This window comes from Methanobrevibacter sp., assembly GCF_045130115.1.
Taxonomy (GTDB): Archaea; Methanobacteriota; Methanobacteria; order Methanobacteriales; family Methanobacteriaceae; genus Methanocatella.
Genome location: NZ_JBGUPC010000014.1, coordinates 25,447 through 40,409, shown reverse-complemented (window position 1 = coordinate 40,409; position 14,963 = coordinate 25,447). Strand labels below are relative to the sequence as shown.

General features: G+C 39.9%; 17 protein-coding genes and 1 tRNA gene. 10 read left to right on the top strand and 8 right to left on the bottom strand.

The genetic code is table 11. The features are described from left to right. Positions 1 to 33: 33 nt before the first annotated feature. The 4 genes from ACJMML_RS02910 to ACJMML_RS02895 form a co-directional block, all read right to left on the bottom strand. Complete coding sequence (locus tag ACJMML_RS02910; RefSeq protein WP_292605964.1) at positions 34 to 504, bottom strand: transcription elongation factor Spt5; 471 nt, start codon at positions 502 to 504, stop codon at positions 34 to 36. Between the two features lie 231 nt (positions 505 to 735). Then, positions 736 to 915 carry a protein translocase SEC61 complex subunit gamma gene (locus tag ACJMML_RS02905; protein WP_405305891.1) on the bottom strand — a complete coding sequence of 60 codons (180 nt, stop codon included), beginning with the start codon at positions 913 to 915 and terminating at the stop codon, positions 736 to 738. Between the two features lie 110 nt (positions 916 to 1,025). Beyond that, complete coding sequence (gene ftsZ / locus ACJMML_RS02900) at positions 1,026 to 2,162, bottom strand: cell division protein FtsZ (protein WP_405305890.1); 1,137 nt, start codon at positions 2,160 to 2,162, stop codon at positions 1,026 to 1,028. Between the two features lie 122 nt (positions 2,163 to 2,284). Continuing rightward, positions 2,285 to 2,860 (bottom strand): pyruvate kinase alpha/beta domain-containing protein, encoded by a 576-nt coding sequence (locus ACJMML_RS02895; protein ID WP_405305889.1) that lies wholly within the window; start codon positions 2,858 to 2,860, stop codon positions 2,285 to 2,287. Positions 2,861 to 2,938: 78 nt separating this feature from the next. Here ACJMML_RS02895 and ACJMML_RS02890 point away from each other — a divergent pair, with 78 nt between their 5' ends. From ACJMML_RS02890 to ACJMML_RS02850, 9 genes are all read left to right on the top strand, one after another. Then, positions 2,939 to 3,802, top strand: a complete 864-nt coding sequence (locus ACJMML_RS02890; protein ID WP_405305888.1) for a coenzyme F420-0:L-glutamate ligase — start codon at positions 2,939 to 2,941, stop codon at positions 3,800 to 3,802. A gap of 91 nt (positions 3,803 to 3,893) precedes the next feature. Further along, on the top strand, positions 3,894 to 5,783 hold the full coding sequence (locus ACJMML_RS02885; protein ID WP_405305887.1) for a polysaccharide biosynthesis protein: 1,890 nt from the start codon (positions 3,894 to 3,896) through the stop codon (positions 5,781 to 5,783). A gap of 3 nt (positions 5,784 to 5,786) precedes the next feature. Then, positions 5,787 to 6,986, top strand: a complete 1,200-nt coding sequence (locus ACJMML_RS02880) for a DegT/DnrJ/EryC1/StrS family aminotransferase (RefSeq protein WP_405305886.1) — start codon at positions 5,787 to 5,789, stop codon at positions 6,984 to 6,986. Between the two features lie 83 nt (positions 6,987 to 7,069). Beyond that, positions 7,070 to 7,588 (top strand): transcription factor E, encoded by a 519-nt coding sequence (gene tfe, locus ACJMML_RS02875; RefSeq protein ID WP_405305885.1) that lies wholly within the window; start codon positions 7,070 to 7,072, stop codon positions 7,586 to 7,588. A gap of 2 nt (positions 7,589 to 7,590) precedes the next feature. After that, positions 7,591 to 8,082 carry a TIGR00295 family protein gene (locus ACJMML_RS02870; protein ID WP_405305884.1) on the top strand — a complete coding sequence of 164 codons (492 nt, stop codon included), beginning with the start codon at positions 7,591 to 7,593 and terminating at the stop codon, positions 8,080 to 8,082. A 1-nt stretch (position 8,083) separates the two neighbouring features. Then, positions 8,084 to 8,995, top strand: coding sequence for a DUF5591 domain-containing protein (locus tag ACJMML_RS02865; RefSeq protein WP_405305883.1), 912 nt, complete (start codon positions 8,084 to 8,086; stop codon positions 8,993 to 8,995). A 59-nt stretch (positions 8,996 to 9,054) separates the two neighbouring features. Further along, positions 9,055 to 9,339 carry an iron-sulfur cluster assembly protein gene (locus ACJMML_RS02860; protein WP_405305882.1) on the top strand — a complete coding sequence of 95 codons (285 nt, stop codon included), beginning with the start codon at positions 9,055 to 9,057 and terminating at the stop codon, positions 9,337 to 9,339. Positions 9,340 to 9,441: 102 nt separating this feature from the next. Beyond that, positions 9,442 to 9,516: transfer RNA gene (locus ACJMML_RS02855), tRNA-Ile, on the top strand. Between the two features lie 115 nt (positions 9,517 to 9,631). After that, positions 9,632 to 10,147, top strand: a complete 516-nt coding sequence (locus tag ACJMML_RS02850) for an amino acid-binding protein (protein ID WP_405305893.1) — start codon at positions 9,632 to 9,634, stop codon at positions 10,145 to 10,147. On the opposite strand, the gene ACJMML_RS02845 is transcribed toward ACJMML_RS02850, so the two are convergent. Continuing rightward, positions 10,141 to 10,416, bottom strand: a complete 276-nt coding sequence (locus ACJMML_RS02845) for a HypC/HybG/HupF family hydrogenase formation chaperone (RefSeq protein ID WP_303739458.1) — start codon at positions 10,414 to 10,416, stop codon at positions 10,141 to 10,143. The two genes, ACJMML_RS02850 and ACJMML_RS02845, sit on opposite strands and share 7 nt — an antisense overlap. 79 nt (positions 10,417 to 10,495) lie before the next feature. Between ACJMML_RS02845 and ACJMML_RS02840 the strand changes: the two genes are divergently transcribed. After that, positions 10,496 to 11,797 (top strand): FAD-dependent oxidoreductase, encoded by a 1,302-nt coding sequence (locus ACJMML_RS02840; RefSeq protein ID WP_405305881.1) that lies wholly within the window; start codon positions 10,496 to 10,498, stop codon positions 11,795 to 11,797. Between the two features lie 5 nt (positions 11,798 to 11,802). On the opposite strand, the gene ACJMML_RS02835 is transcribed toward ACJMML_RS02840, so the two are convergent. From ACJMML_RS02835 to ACJMML_RS02825, 3 genes are read right to left on the bottom strand one after another with little or no spacing between them, the layout of a single operon-like run. Beyond that, entirely contained in the window at positions 11,803 to 12,852 is a 1,050-nt protein-coding gene (locus ACJMML_RS02835) for a glycosyltransferase (protein WP_405305880.1), read from the bottom strand. Positions 12,853 to 12,856: 4 nt separating this feature from the next. After that, positions 12,857 to 13,819: a cell wall biosynthesis protein gene (locus ACJMML_RS02830; protein WP_405305879.1), complete on the bottom strand. Its 963-nt coding sequence runs from the start codon at positions 13,817 to 13,819 to the stop codon at positions 12,857 to 12,859. A 59-nt stretch (positions 13,820 to 13,878) separates the two neighbouring features. Next, the gene (locus tag ACJMML_RS02825; protein WP_405305878.1) at positions 13,879 to 14,940 is read right to left on the bottom strand and encodes an mRNA surveillance protein pelota; all 1,062 of its coding nucleotides are present in this window, start codon (positions 14,938 to 14,940) and stop codon (positions 13,879 to 13,881) included. Positions 14,941 to 14,963: the final 23 nt, after the last annotated feature.

Below are 14,963 nucleotides of genomic sequence, written 5' to 3'. Positions count from 1 at the left end.
CTTCGATAAGAACTTCGACTGTATCTTTAGCCATCAGTCAGCCTCCTTTTGAATTATTCTAATTTGATCAGCTTTAACAGTAACCGGGATTGGTACTGCCGCTTCTATTAACTCAAGAACGACTTCTTCACGTGATTCATCAATACGAACCACTTTTGCTCTTTCACCTTTAAACGGACCAGAAATGAGTTCAACAATACTTCCTTTTTGGATAGAGGAAATAATAGGTTCTGGCTTTAAGAATCTTTTGACTTCTTCAAAGGTAATGCCAACACTACCTTCAACAACCCCTCTCAAGTGTTGCACTTTTAAGTCAGGGTTTCTGAGATCTATTTTTGTTGAGGATTCAACCAAAATATATCCCTTTAAAGATTCTGGAACAAGAATTGATGAAATGCCTATGCCATCTATGGTTCTGGCCTTACGGGCGAGAAGCCTTGCAACATTTCTTTCTTGACCAGCTGAGGTCTTAAGAGCATATATGGAACTGTTAGTATCTTCCATGAAAAATTCACCTATTTTTTAAATTTTTACTTGTTAATAAAATCATACATTAAGTTAAAAATATTATAAAAGCCATTAAATTTCAGAAAAGTAATGTCTGAAAAATAAGATTTCTATAATAGTAATAGATATGGTAACTAATAGTATATAAACTTTTTCAAAAAAACGATATTTTCCGAGAAAAAATATGCAACAAAAAAATAAAGGATCAAAAAATAAAGGGGATTGGTTTTATAAACCAATTAAGTAACCTAAACAGACGATAATGTAACCGATACCGCCTACGACAACAACTCCAAGAGCTGAAATCTTAGCCAAATCAATATATTCGGCCTTGTCAGGCTTTCTTGATACTTTTAATACTCTTTTTGCATCTTTCATAAATTTGTTAAAATCTTCTTGTACATTCATTTGAATACCCAAATTAAAAAATTTATAATCATAAAAATATAGCAATAACTATTTTATAATTTAAACATTAATAAAGCTTTGTATTTTTAAATAAATAAAAGAAGATAGAATTAGAAAATTCCATCAATAAAATCATCTAATTGGTCATTAGTTGCGTCGGATTCAGGTTCTTCTTCATCATATTCAATATCTGGTGTGCTTTTTGTACCATAATTGGATTTGATGCCTGAAACGACCACAGTGGTTCTGACAATATTTTGAAGACTTTCATCAATTTGAGTACCCCAAATGATGTTTGCTTCAGGATCAAGCTTGTCAGCAACGACCTGAACGATTTTTTCAGCTTCGTGTAATGTCAAATCAGAACTACCTGATATGTTAACTAAAGCACCGGTAGCATTTGAAATATCAATGTCAAGTAATGGGCTGCTTAATGCTTCATGTACGGATTCTAAAGCTCTGTCGCCAGAATCGGATTCACCCATACCAATCATAGCCATTCCGGAACCGCTCATAATGCTTCTGATATCAGCAAAGTCTAAGCTTACAAGACCTTTCTTGGTAATCAGTTCGGTGATTCCTTTAACGGCTCTGCCTAATATTTCATCGGATACCATGAATGCCTTGTTTAAAGGCAAGTTTGGTGCAACTTCTAATAATTTGTCATTAGGGATTATTATAACAGTATCAGCAGATTCCTGAAGTTTTTCTAAACCTTGTTCTGCATTTTCTCTTCTTTTGATACCTTCAGCAGAAAATGGCAAGGTAGCTACAGCAACGGTTAATGCACCTAATTTCTTAGCGATTTTTGCAATGATTGGTGCTGAACCTGTTCCGGTTCCTCCACCAAGACCGCAGGTGACAAATACCATGTCTGCACCTTCCAATTCGTTTCTGATTTCATCTTCACTTTCTTCAGCACATTCTTCACCTACAGATGGTTCTCCACCTGCACCTAATCCTTTTGAAGTTTGTCTTCCTAAAAGGATCTTTTTAGCTGATTGACTGTAAAATAAATCTTGAGCATCAGTATTTACTGCAATTGTTGTTGCTCCTTCGATACCCATTTCATTTAATCTTGAAATAGTGTTGTTTCCTGCTCCTCCAGCACCAACAACAAAAATATTAGTTTTAACACCTTTCATTATACCAATAAGCTCTTCATCGATGTCAGAAGAGAGGTTATCAGGTGTATTTTCTTCCATTCTTTCTTCGGATTCTTTGATTGCATCATCTATAAATTTCACAAATTAACCCCACACTCTGCTATTTAAAATAATTGTTAGATATTTCTATTTTTACTTATATTTAAATGCAACTCATTATTATATAAATATGAAAAAAATTTTGCCAAAATTTATAATAATGTTTAATCTTTTGGCATTGCAATAATTTCATGAAACTTCAAATCAAATAAGTTCTTGGCATTTACAGGTGTCAGAATGACTGCAGTGTCAACGCCATGGCCTCTTCCGCCGATTGCAATGATTTTTTCACCGACAGGAACCAGTCCGGCATCAGCAGCCATGATTGAAATTTCAGCTGAAACCTTAATACCATGGGAAAACATTCTTAAAGTGTCCGCAACGACATCCAATGGTGAAAATCCACCATATTTATTTGTAACTCCTCTTGCAGCGCCGCTGAATGCATGTGCACCGATATATGTTTTGATTCCGATATCTTCAAGCTTTTTAATCATTTCATCGGATATGTCAGCAACATTATCTTCCTTAAATCCCATGTGATGTGTCACGTTGATGATTTCCACATCCTCATCGTCAAGAGCGCCGTACAATTTCAGTGCGGACTCTCCGGTTGATGAAGCTATCAGGATTCTTTTTATATCTCCTGAAGATTCCAGTTTGTCTTTAACTGCCTTAATCAGGTCATCTGTATAATCGTTTCCTTGCTCTTCGAAATATGTGATGAATTTTCTTTCCATATTTATACCTCTTGAATAGATAATTATTTAAAACTCTATCATATTATATATTTAATATTAATTTTAATAAAGATTTTTATGGAAACTTCTGAACTTGAAAATATAAAACATGTGATTAATGGGGATTATATCGTAATTCCTATCGAGACAGGTTACATCAAACCGAATGACAATTTGGATTGCATAATTCAGCCTGCAAGGGAATTGATGGAGGATAACGATTATCTAGTCATTGCTGAAACTCCAATTTCAGTTTCCCAGAATCGCCTGGTCGACGAGTCCGAATACACACCATCACTAACCGCCAAGTTTCTTACCGTCGTGTGGAGCAAGTATCTCTGGGGCTATGTCCTAGGGCCTGCCCTGGGAATAAAAAAGAGAACTATCAAGAACTTAAGGAAGCTTCCAAAGGAAACCGAAGCCCACAAGGAAGTGGTTCTTCAATTGTACGGCCTCAAGCATGCGCTCAAGCCTGCCTCTGAAGCCGGAATCGATTTGAGCAATGCTCCGGGAACTTTCGTTTCACTTCTGCCTGAAAATCCCGAAAAGGTGGCATGCGACATCAAAAAGGAAATCGGAAAGGACGTCTGCGTGATGATCATCGATACCGACGCAACCTACATGAAAAACGGAAAGTATTTCACAGGCCTTCCGATAGCAATAGACGGAATCGATGCCGACAACGGATTTTTCGGATACGTGAAGGGACAGCTTTCCGAGAACATGGGGTCCACACCGCTTGGCTGCAGCGAAGACATTGACGTTGAAACCGGACTCAAAATAGCCAACATCGCTGAAGACTATCAGAAATCACTTTCCACTGAAATGAAAACCATACACAGCGTCAAGGAAGTTCTGGGCTCTGAAATCGATGAGGTTACAATCGAGGACCTTGACTCCATTGTCCACACACCGGCAGTCATCATCAGAAAAATCAAATGAATCCGCAAAAACGGTGCAGTAAGAAAGTTTTATATTAATTGGTTTACATAAATATTTAATTAATATAAATCAATATAACGGATTGAGTTTTGTGAATATAGATAGTATCGCTAAATATAGAAATTACCTGTTGCCTCTAATGGATTGCGTTTCAATCGTTTTAGGCTATTATCTCGTATCAGTGCTTATCACCGATTCATTTCTCATGCAGCCTACAAGTGCGGTTACCAGAAATGAAATTCTCATAAGCATCGCATTGGCCATAATCGTTTTTCAAGTCATATTCAGGCTATCAAAAAGATATACAAACATCATCCGTTATGAAAACAATCAGGATTACATACTGTACATAGTGCTTTCCCTGATTTCCTCACTCATCGTATCCCTGATTGAAGACCTTATTTTAAGGATGAAAAATCCATCAATCAAGCTTAACCTGATAATTGGTTTGGTGATTGGAATAATCATGATTTCCTACCGCCTCATAATCCGCTATGTCCTCCTGTCAGATGCTGCGCATAAAGGCATCAAGCAAAGCTCCGAAGGCAAGAAAAAGCTTTTGATAATCGGAGGAGGATATTCCGCCAATGACATAATCAAAACAATCAATTCCACATTGAAGGGACAGTATGAAATCATAGGAATTGTCGACGACAACAAGAAGCGCATCGGCTATTCAGTGGCAGGCGTGAGAATCATCGGAGACAGAAACGACATCATTAAGATCTGCGAAGCCAACGACGTTGATGAAATCTTCTTTTCAATAGTCAATATCGACAACAGAAACAAGAAGGAAATCCTTGAAATCTGCGGCAAGACAAATGCCAAGGTGAAGGTCCTTCCAAGTCTCACAGAGCTGATTACTGAAGAAAACCTCTATCACAGCCTGAGGGATGTCGGAATCGAGGACCTGCTCGGAAGGGATCCGATTGAGCTTGACAACCAGAACATCAAGAATCTGATTCAGGGACATGTCGTTCTCGTAACCGGTGCCGGAGGGTCAATCGGTTCAGAGCTTACAAGACAGATAATGATTCACAACCCAAAACAGCTTCTGCTTTTGGACAACTATGAAAACAGCCTCTATGACATTGAGCTGGAACTGAAGACCAATCATCCGAACAGTGACATACGTGCGATTGTCGCAAACATCCGTGAAAAGGAAAGGCTTGACGCAATATTTGAGAAATACAGACCTGAAATCGTATTTCACGCAGCGGCACACAAGCACGTGCCTCTTATGGAGAACAATCCGACAGAAGCGATTAAAAACAACGTATTCGGAACATACAATCTTGTAAACTGCTCTGATGAGTATGACGTCAAACGTTTTATCCTCATTTCCACCGACAAGGCGGTGAACCCTACAAACATCATGGGCGCCACCAAAAGATTATGCGAAATGATAATCCAGGCAAAAGACAAAAAGAGCGATACCGAATATGTGGCGGTTCGTTTCGGAAACGTTCTTGGAAGCAACGGGTCCGTTGTGCCTCTGTTCAAAAAGCAGATGGCCCATGGAGGACCTCTGACAGTAACCCACAAGGAAATCACCAGGTTCTTCATGACAATACCTGAGGCCGTGGCCCTGGTTCTCCAGGCAATCACCTATGCCGAAGGAGGGGAGATATTTGTTCTGGACATGGGAGAGCCTGTCAAAATCTATGACCTTGCAAAAAGCCTTATAGAACTGTCAGGATATACTCTCGGAGAGGACATGGATATTGAAATCACAGGAATGAGACCTGGAGAAAAGCTTTACGAGGAACTGCTGATGGATGAGGAAAACCTCGAGTCAACCAAGCATGAGAAGATATTCATCACAGAACCGATGGATATGACAATGGATGACGTTGAAGGTAAGCTTGACATGTTCAGGGAAATCCTGAACGATGAAAACACCTCCAAAGAGGAAATTAAAGAGACAATGAAAATATGCGTCCCTACATACAGGGAACCCGATGAAGTTAATGGAGAATAAACTATGAATATACCTTTTTCACCCCCGGACATTACAGATGTAGAAATAGAGGAAGTAATAGCAGCCCTCAAGTCAGGCTGGATTACAACCGGACCTAAAACAAAGGAATTTGAAAGACAGATTACCGAATACTGCGGAAGCGAAAAGACAGTTTGCCTAAGTGCGGCTACAACCGCTTTGGAGATGACCCTGAGAGTGCTTGGCATCGGAAATGGCGATGAGGTAATCGTGCCTGCATACACATATACAGCATCATGCAGCGTAATCTGCCATGTCGGGGCAACACCTGTAATGGTTGACAGCCAAACTGACAGGGAAGAGATGGACTATTCCAAAATGGCTGAGGCAATAACCGAAAAGACAAAGGCAATCATACCGGTCGACATTGCAGGAATCTTATGTGACTATGACAGGATATTTGAAGTCATTGAAGCTAAAAAGGATTTATTCACTCCATCAAATGAAATTCAGGAAGCATTCAACAGAATCATCGTTGTGGCTGACTCAGCGCATGGTTTCGGAGCAATCCAAAACGGCAGGAAATCCGGAACACTGGCGGATTTCACATGCTTTTCATTCCATGCCGTCAAGAACCTGACAACCGCCGAAGGAGGTGCGGTAACCTGGAAAGCCCATGACGGCATCGACAGCGAAAAAATATACAAGGATTATCAGATTTATTCACTTCACGGCCAAACCAAAGACGCACTGGAAAAGACCCAAAAGGGATCATGGGAATATGACATTCTCATTCCGGCCTACAAGTGCAACATGACTGACGTTCAGGCAGGAATCGGCCTTGGCCAGCTTAAGAGATACGATTCACTCCTATCCAGAAGGCATGAAATCGTGAAAAGGTACGAGGAGCACTTCAGGGGCACAAGAGTCATCATGCCGGAACACACCGGCGAAAACCACACATCTTCAGGCCACCTGTATCTGGCAAGGCTCAGGGACATCACCCTGGAAGAGAGAAATGAGATTATCATAAAGATGGAGGAAGCAGGAATCAGCACAAACGTTCATTACAAGCCGCTTCCATTACTGACTGCCTATAAGAATTTAGGGTTTGACATAAAGGACTATCCTAACGCATATCACCTGTTTGAAAATGAGATAAGCCTTCCGATATATTCCACCCTGAGCGATGAGGAAGTCGACTACATCTGCAGGAACCTGCTGGAAATCCTAGAGGATTATTAAAAAGATAAATTTTTATAACAAAAAAAACAAAAATACTAATAATTTTATAATTTTCATTTTAAAGAACTCATAGGGGAAATTAAATGTTAGATGATCCATTAGTAAAGACCTTATTAACCAATGTTGTTGAAGACGAAAGCAATTTACCTATTGTTCAATCATTAATCGACGGTGTCGAAACCGATGAAGAAATTGCCAATAAAACCGGAATAAAATTAAATATCGTTAGAAAAATTCTTTATAAACTTTACGATTTAGGATTAGCTAGTTATAAAAGAAGTAAAGACCCTGAAACCCAATGGTTCACATATACCTGGAAATTTGAAAAAGATGAGGTCATCAACCGCATCATCAAGGATTCAGAAGACTATTTGAAAATGCTTAATGATGAACTGGAACGTGAAGAAAACGGCATGTTCTTTGTATGCCCTCAAGGCCACGTAAGACTTAATTTTGATGATGCCTCAGATTATGAATTCCTATGCCCTGCATGCGGCGAGGAACTGGAATTCCAGGACAATACTGAAATCATTAAACAAATCAAAGAAGATATCAAAATGGTTGAAAGTAATTTTAAATCCTTCAGTGACAAGAACAGATAAAAATGGAAATTGAATTACTTGAAAAGGAGAACACTCCTGAAAATGTTATCGAACATTGCAAGGCCGTTTATGAAAAAGCTATGAAAATAGCCGCTAATTTTGATAATGTAGATAAAGATTTAATACGCAAAGGCGCATTACTGCATGACATCGGAAGATCCAGAACCCATGGGATAACCCATGCCATCAAAGGAGTCGAAATCGCCAGAACATACGGCTATCCCGATGATGTGCTGAATATCATTGAAAGACATATCGGTGCCGGAATCACCGCAGAGGAGGCTGTAAAACTTGGGCTTCCGGAAAAGTCCTATGTTCCTCAGACACTTGAAGAGAAGATTGTTGCACATGCGGATAACCTGATAAGCGGCACCAAAGAAGTGGACATTGATTTTGTAATTGAAAAATGGCGAAGAAGCATTGAAGACAGCGATGACAATATCGAAAGATTGAAAAAACTTGATGATGAATTGATAAAAGCATTTGAGGAATAGTATGAAAGTGATATGTTCAAGCGAAGAGTCCCTATATCGCCCGGAAGCGATCAGATGGAGACAGAGAATGGAAATGATGGAGCCTTTAGGCGACACTGTTGTCCTGCTGCCGTGCAGCATGAAAAAGCCATACTCCAATTCAAAGTCCCATCAGAAGTTCAGAAAACTGACAAGGTCCTACCAGGAACTTATCGTGACATCACCTTTTGGAATCTGTCCGAGGGAACTTGAAAACACTTTCCCGATTCAGTCATACGATGTGAGCACCACAGGATCATGGTCCGCAGATGAGATTGAAGAGAGCGGCAGGCTAATAGCAAAATACTGTGAAGGCAAGAACATTGTAGCCAACCTTGCAGGAGGATATCTGGAATCCCTCGAGGCCTACTGCGATGATTTTGTCAATGTCTGTGCAGATGAGCGTCCGACTTCACCGGACTCACTTTACAACTTAAGGATGGAGCTTAAGAATCATCAAAGAATAAAGGGAAAAGACAAAAGCATACATGGACTCAGATCAATTGCAAATTATCAGTTTGGCGAAAATGGAGACAAATTCATTCCGGACAATGTCAAAACCAAGGGAATGTACCATAAAAGGATATTGTCAAACGGTACCCAATTGGCATTATTAAATAATGATTATGGATTATTCAGACTAAATTTACCTGGGGGAGAAATCTTAAAAGATTTAGGAATCCATATTGTAAACATAGATTTCAACCTCGAAACAAATACTGTTTTTGCACCGGGAATTGAAAAGGCAGACCATAAAATCATTCCTGGCGACGAAGTCGTTGTTGTTCATGACGATACGGTCGTTGGAGTGGGCAAGGCCGTGCTGACCGGTCGTGAGATGGAAGAATGCAGTAATGGTATTGCGGTTAAATTAAAGCACCGCTTGAAAAAATAACAATATTTATAAATACCATTAGTAATAACTATAAATACATAAATTATAGGAGACTTATTATGTCAGAAGATTTAGTAAACGATATTAAAGACGCTATTACTCCAATTAATGACCCACACATGGGAATCAGTATTGTAGAAATGGGCATTGTACAAAATATTACCGTTGATGGTGATCAAGCTGAAATTACTCTCAAACCAACCAACCCAGGTTGTATGAGTATTACTCGTATCGCTGCTGATGCTAAAATCAGAGCAGAAAACGTTGAAGGAATTGAAAAAGCTATCATTACCGTTGAAGGACATGCTATGGCAGATTCCATTAACGAAATGATTAACAGATAAAATTTTAATTTTTTGATTAATATCTATGTTTAACCGAAAGAGTTATATATAGTTATTAACATAAGTATTAGTGTTGACAGTTAACTGTCACACAAATCTCATAGGCTAGTGGCACAGCTTGGTTAGCGCGCTCGGCTGATAACCGGGAGGTCATGGGTTCGAATCCCATCTAGCCTACTAAAACTATTTTTTCAGGAATATTTCATTTTCATGACAATTCTATCGTCTTTTTTCTACAAATTTTTATATACCTTATTCTACAAATATTAACTTGAATGTACAAAAAGTAGGAATAATGATTAAAATGTGGGAAAAGGTTAATGAGAAATTCAAAAAATACCCTGCAAGACTCAGGGTTGCGGAAAAGATGATCGAGCTTGGACTGTCACTGAAGGATGACGGCAAAATCTACTGCGGAAACCTGAAAATAAGCGATAAGGCACTGGCAACTGCTGCGGATGTCGACAGACGCGCAATCAAATCAACAATCGAGATAATCCGGGAGGATAAGGATTTATATAACCTCTTCAGCAACATCATACCTGCAGGAACACTGCTTAAAAACATTGCCAAAAACCTTGAGCTGGGAGTAATCGAAATAGAAGTCGGGTCCAGCAGCGAAGGAATACTTGCAAGCACAACAAACCTGATTTCAAAAAAAGGAATAAGTATCAGACAGGCATATGCTGAAGATACAGCGCTTCAGAAAAATCCTATACTGACAATAATTACAGAAGAGCCCGTTGAGGGCGATTTAATAAATGAATTTTTAAAAATAGAAGGAGTAACAAGAGTGTCTATCTACTGATTCTCAGCATTCATTCTTGCTTGTTCCATTTCTTTGTCTTCTTCTTCGAGAATTTCTAAAAGTTCTTCCCAAGCTTCTAAAGATTCTTTAGCAGCTTCTTCAGTTAACTTTTCTATTGCATAACCGGCATGGATTAAAACATAATCTCCAACCTCCACTTCAGGCAAGAGGTCTAATTTTGCTTGTTGTCTTGCTCCACCAAAGTCAGCATATAACCAGTTATCTTCTCTGTTGATTTCAACAACTTGAGCGGGTGCCGCAATACACATAATTATCTATCTCCAAAATTTTAATATATTATTAATATTAAAAGTTTGTATTATATAAAACTATCTAAAGGGTGTTATAATGAAAAATATTGTTATCGGATCAGGCCCCGCTGGAAGATTAGGGTCTTTAGAGCTTGGAAAATTAGGTGAAGAGGTTACTTTAATTGAGAAAAACCATATTGCAGGCACATGCCTGAATGAAGGGTGTATGGTCATATGCGCACTTACAGACATTACCAAATTTATCGACGAAAACAACAGGTTCAACAATCACGGATTTCTGAAAAGCCAAATCGACATTTCATATGACAAGATCGTTGAAAAGATTACCGAAACACAGGTCATGCTGCGTAAGCTGAATCAGATGGAAAACGAAAGCGTCGGAAACAATGTAATATATGGGGAAGCCAGCATTGATGGAGATGCAGTTGTCGTCGGCAATGAAAGCTTTGAATACGATAATCTGCTGATAGCAACCGGTGCCCGTCCGTTCATTCCTGATGTGAAGGGAAGCGAGTTCGGACTGACCAACAAGGACATCCTGAAGCTTGACGAGGTTCCAGAAAAGCTGAACATCATCGGTGGAGGAATCATTGCCTGTGAGATTGCCAACATCTATTCCACTCTCGGCAGCGAGGTCAATGTCCTTGCAAGAAGCAGATTCCTCAAGGAACTTGGCGAAAACACCAGAAGATACGTTTTGGAAAAAATCATTCCTGATGTCAACGTCCTTGAAAACACAGGAGTGAGTGAAGTCTTTGAAAACAAGGTCCTCACCGACAACAACGAGAAGCTGGAAGGAGTTCCGTTCTTTGCAACCGGAAGGACACCAAACAGTGAAATAGCTGAAGGGTTTGTTGAGCTGAATGATGACAGAACCATTAAAGTCAATGAAATGATGCAAACCAACCTAAGTAATGTATATGCTGCAGGTGATGTTACCGGAGGATACCAGCTGACTCCAGTAGCTAGAAAGGAGGGCATCACAGCTGCAAGGAACATGGCAGGGTATGGAAATAAAATGACCTACGACTGCATTCCTCAAACATTGAGTCTGAACATGGAAGTGAGTTTTGTCGAAAATGAAAAAGTGAGCTTAAGTGATGATGAAAAGGCAACAATCTCATTCCCTGGAATCGGCGGTCCCGGAGCATTCTGGAAAATACTTGATGGAGAAACAGGCTATACTGAAATAGACTTCGACAAAAACAGAAACAGACTGAATAAAATAAACCATATCTCACCGTCTTCAGTAAGCGATGTGGCATATCTCTCATACCTGATGAGAATGGATTACGACCTGGATGACTATGGTGAATTCATTGAAATCCATCCGTCAACCGATACAAACTATAAAATAATCAAAAACATGTGGCTATAACGCCACTATTTTACTCTTTTTAATATATCTTCCGCCAAATCGTCAGCGGCGGCCATGCATTGCTTTCCATAAACCAAAGCCTTTTCCTGCATGGAATCATAGTTTTTGAAAGCTTCGTCAATGCTTTCGCAGACATCCTCGACGCTTGATTCAATCATTGCGCCCTTGAATACGCCGGCCATGTTCTGATATCTTCCCCATTTTACGCGGGCAAGAGCCACGATTGGCTTTCCATTGGTGAATGCCTCTTCCAGAGACACCCCATCATCAGTCAGAACAGTCAGATCAGCAAATTTGAATAGGTGATTAATCCAATCAATATATCCGACATATATGATCTTTTCTTCGTCGATAAGCTCGCCATATTCCTCTTTCAATGGCAATCCTACCAGAACCAGATTGTATTTATCTGTCTTATCGGCAACAATGTTGATTGCATCGACCATCCCCTTAAATATGGATGATCCGGATGAAAATACGATTGTCTTTTTGTTTTCATCAAAATTAGGATATTCCTTCAATTTTTCAAGAGCCTTGGCTTCAACCCCGTCACCCATGTTTTCCGCCAATGGATAAAATGCCTTGGCAGTGTTTTTTGGAAGCTCTTCCCATCTGAACATGTTCAGTTCAGGGAGAATGTAACATTGGTTGAATTTAGGGCATACTTTTGAATCGAGAGGTGTTGAAATCAGGGAAAATGTTGGCTTTCTTGCAGCCTTTCCTCCAAGGGATGCGACAATAGCTCCTCCGCCCAGAACGCCAACTACAAAATCGACCTTCAATTTTTTAATAAGGCTTCTTGCCTTAAAGGTGGCCACAACCAATTTGGAAGCGCCCTTAATGGCGGACAGTTTGGTTGCAGAGTGCCCTCCGGCATGAGGAACTGAAATCCTATGCCAGTTGTATCCATGATTTTCAAATAGAGTGCCGTGAGCGGATTCGTCCAGTGCAATTTCACACTGAACCCCTTTTCTTTCTAAAGCCTTCATTGCATTCAGGGCAGTCATCGCATCTCCGCCAAGCCCTCTGCCTGTGACGATAAATAAACATTTCATAAACTTATTCTCCTTTGCCTAAACGAGGAATATAATTATTAGAAACATATCTCTTATAATCTGATGCATAAGGATTGTACAGCAATCTTCTAAAACCTAATGAGATCAATAAAGGATTGGTAACGTTGATTTGCTTGTCTTCCAATATCCATTTTCTAAAGAGGTCGCCTAATCCTCCTCCGGTTAAAACATCCATAAAGAAATCCCCGAATGTAGGATTCATCAGTCCCATTTTCTGCCTGAAGAATATTCTGAGGTTATATCTTCTGACAAATGCGATTAGGGCAGTGGTTATGATTCCGAACAGGATAACTCCCACTAATCCACCCATAATGTAAAATGATATTCCCAATGCAACACCGAAGACATGGTTTCCAACTTCACCCAACATGATTTTTCCGGAAAAATCAAGTGGAGAGTAAGCCAGACAGACTACCAGAAGCAATAATGGAGTGTATATTGCAGGCAATTCCTCGGCGGCAGGTGAACCGATCAGCAGCATTACAAGAATTGTCAGAGCGGACATTATGATTGTCACGATACAGCAGGATCCAGGCTGCATATCTGAAATGTTCATAGGCTGAACCATCAATGCGACAAATATGGATGAAACCCCCAATCCTTCAAAGATACCGGCAATCATGACCAGGATTATTCCGATTCCTCTTGAAAGCTGACCCCATTCGATTCCAAATGGAGACTGTTTTCTTCCTAAAATATCATCGAGCAATGCAAAAATACCTATTATCAAAATCAGATTGTTATATCCGGGCAGCATATAAAAAGACAATACGATTGCAGGAACTATTCCCACAGCACGTGGAATTCCGCCTCTTACATTAGGATAGAGGTTTCCTAGATAGCCCCTTTTTCCTAAAAACCGGAATATTATATCCACTACGGCAGTGCCCACTGCAGATATAATAAAAACATATATTAATGCAAAAAATATCGATGAATACATCATATAAATCACTAATCAAAAAAATCTTACTTATAAGTTATAATTTTTTTAATATATAAACCTTAATCAATCTGATATCTTAAAATTGCGGCCATGCCTCCGAGGCTTTCCAATTGCTTGCCGCCTTCGTGTTCGCTGCTGATGACCATGACTTCACCTTTCATGTTCTCGACCATATCCATGGCCTCGCCCATGTTTTCTTCGGCAACTTTAGTGTCTAATATCAGCAGCTGGGAAACCGCACCCAAATTGATTGCATTTTGAGTTTGCCTGACTCCATACACCATTTTTGAAGAGTTCCTGCCTATTTCAGAGAGCAGATTGTTGATGGCGCCCATTTCCATGGCTACACGGTTTTCCGCAGTCAGCTTTTCAACAGTTCCCTTCCTGAGAACCTCGCTGATTCCGTTTCTTCCTCCGGAACCTGTTGATTCGACTATTGAAATCTTTGCCAAATCCGGATGCTTGTCCTTCAGGTAGTCATAAAAATCATTCTTGACAAAGCCCGGTCCTGCAATGACTATGTTCTGGATTGAATCGAACTTGACGATTGACTCGATGACCTTTTCGTAAAATTGAATAATGTTCTTTTGGCGGTTTTTATCGACGATTCTTTTGCCTGAAACATGCCCCTTGATTGGTCCGTAATACTCTATTCCGAACTGCCTCATCAAACCCAATGTGGCCGTGTCATCCTCCAGAACCACAATGATGGCTGACAGCTTTTTGGATGCCTCAATAGCCTGGTTTATTCTTTTGATAGCCCATTTCGGCCATCTTGACTTTTTGATTTTCAGCGGAACGTTCAGCTTGACTTCGAGCGTGTGATGTGATCCGAGCGGTATCAGGTCTTCCGGACCCCTTGTGATGACGCCGGTCAGTCTCAATTTGCCGGTGAACAAATGGAAGGAGATGTTTTTAATATCCAATCCCAGGTAAAATGTCTTCTTAACTCCTCTGTCTCCCCGGGTCTTATCTCCGGTAGTGTCCTGAATTCTGCGGGTAGTCTTTGATGACGCATTGTCCCCCACCTCTATAATGTGTGAGAGATGCCACAAATCATCCAAAGTTTCCGGGACAACTTCAACAATTCCATCCTTTTCATTTTCGTTTATAATCTTCATAATTCAAAATAATTTATCTTGTT

Excerpts from the sequence above, each read along its gene's own strand:
- tfe (WP_405305885.1), top strand. The coding sequence starts at position 7,070 with ATGTTAGATGATCCATTAGTAAAGACCTTATTAACCAATGTTGTTGAA.
- ACJMML_RS02905 (WP_405305891.1), bottom strand. The coding sequence starts at position 915 with ATGAATGTACAAGAAGATTTTAACAAATTTATGAAAGATGCAAAAAGA.
- ACJMML_RS02835 (WP_405305880.1), bottom strand. The coding sequence starts at position 12,852 with ATGAAATGTTTATTTATCGTCACAGGCAGAGGGCTTGGCGGAGATGCG.
- ACJMML_RS02910 (WP_292605964.1), bottom strand. The coding sequence starts at position 504 with ATGGAAGATACTAACAGTTCCATATATGCTCTTAAGACCTCAGCTGGT.
- ACJMML_RS02890 (WP_405305888.1), top strand. The coding sequence starts at position 2,939 with ATGGAAACTTCTGAACTTGAAAATATAAAACATGTGATTAATGGGGAT.
- ACJMML_RS02825 (WP_405305878.1), bottom strand. The coding sequence starts at position 14,940 with ATGAAGATTATAAACGAAAATGAAAAGGATGGAATTGTTGAAGTTGTC.
- ACJMML_RS02880 (WP_405305886.1), top strand. The coding sequence starts at position 5,787 with ATGAATATACCTTTTTCACCCCCGGACATTACAGATGTAGAAATAGAG.
- ACJMML_RS02860 (WP_405305882.1), top strand. The coding sequence starts at position 9,055 with ATGTCAGAAGATTTAGTAAACGATATTAAAGACGCTATTACTCCAATT.
- ACJMML_RS02865 (WP_405305883.1), top strand. The coding sequence starts at position 8,084 with ATGAAAGTGATATGTTCAAGCGAAGAGTCCCTATATCGCCCGGAAGCG.
- ACJMML_RS02895 (WP_405305889.1), bottom strand. The coding sequence starts at position 2,860 with ATGGAAAGAAAATTCATCACATATTTCGAAGAGCAAGGAAACGATTAT.
- ACJMML_RS02840 (WP_405305881.1), top strand. The coding sequence starts at position 10,496 with ATGAAAAATATTGTTATCGGATCAGGCCCCGCTGGAAGATTAGGGTCT.
- ACJMML_RS02845 (WP_303739458.1), bottom strand. The coding sequence starts at position 10,416 with ATGTGTATTGCGGCACCCGCTCAAGTTGTTGAAATCAACAGAGAAGAT.
- ACJMML_RS02870 (WP_405305884.1), top strand. The coding sequence starts at position 7,591 with ATGGAAATTGAATTACTTGAAAAGGAGAACACTCCTGAAAATGTTATC.
- ACJMML_RS02830 (WP_405305879.1), bottom strand. The coding sequence starts at position 13,819 with ATGATGTATTCATCGATATTTTTTGCATTAATATATGTTTTTATTATA.